General features: G+C 60.4%; 1 protein-coding gene. It reads left to right on the plus strand.

Annotated features, from left to right (window positions below):
• On the plus strand, positions 1–230 hold a 230-nt coding region (locus AAEY83_RS18980), incomplete at both ends, for a phosphomethylpyrimidine synthase ThiC (RefSeq protein WP_351061820.1).

Genomic DNA, 230 nt, shown 5'->3' on the forward strand with positions numbered 1-230 from the left:
GCGATGGCCTGCGTCCGGGCTCGATTGCCGACGCCAACGACGAAGCGCAATTCGGCGAACTGGAAACCCTCGGCGAGCTGACCAAGATTGCCTGGAAGCACGACGTGCAATGCATGATCGAAGGCCCGGGCCACGTGCCGATGCAGTTGATCAAAGAAAACATGGACAAGCAGCTCGAATGCTGCGACGAGGCGCCGTTCTACACCCTCGGCCCGCTGACTACCGACATT

Source organism: Psychrobacter sp. TB20-MNA-CIBAN-0197, assembly GCF_040309765.1.
Classification (GTDB): domain Bacteria; phylum Pseudomonadota; class Gammaproteobacteria; order Pseudomonadales; family Moraxellaceae; genus Psychrobacter; species Psychrobacter submarinus.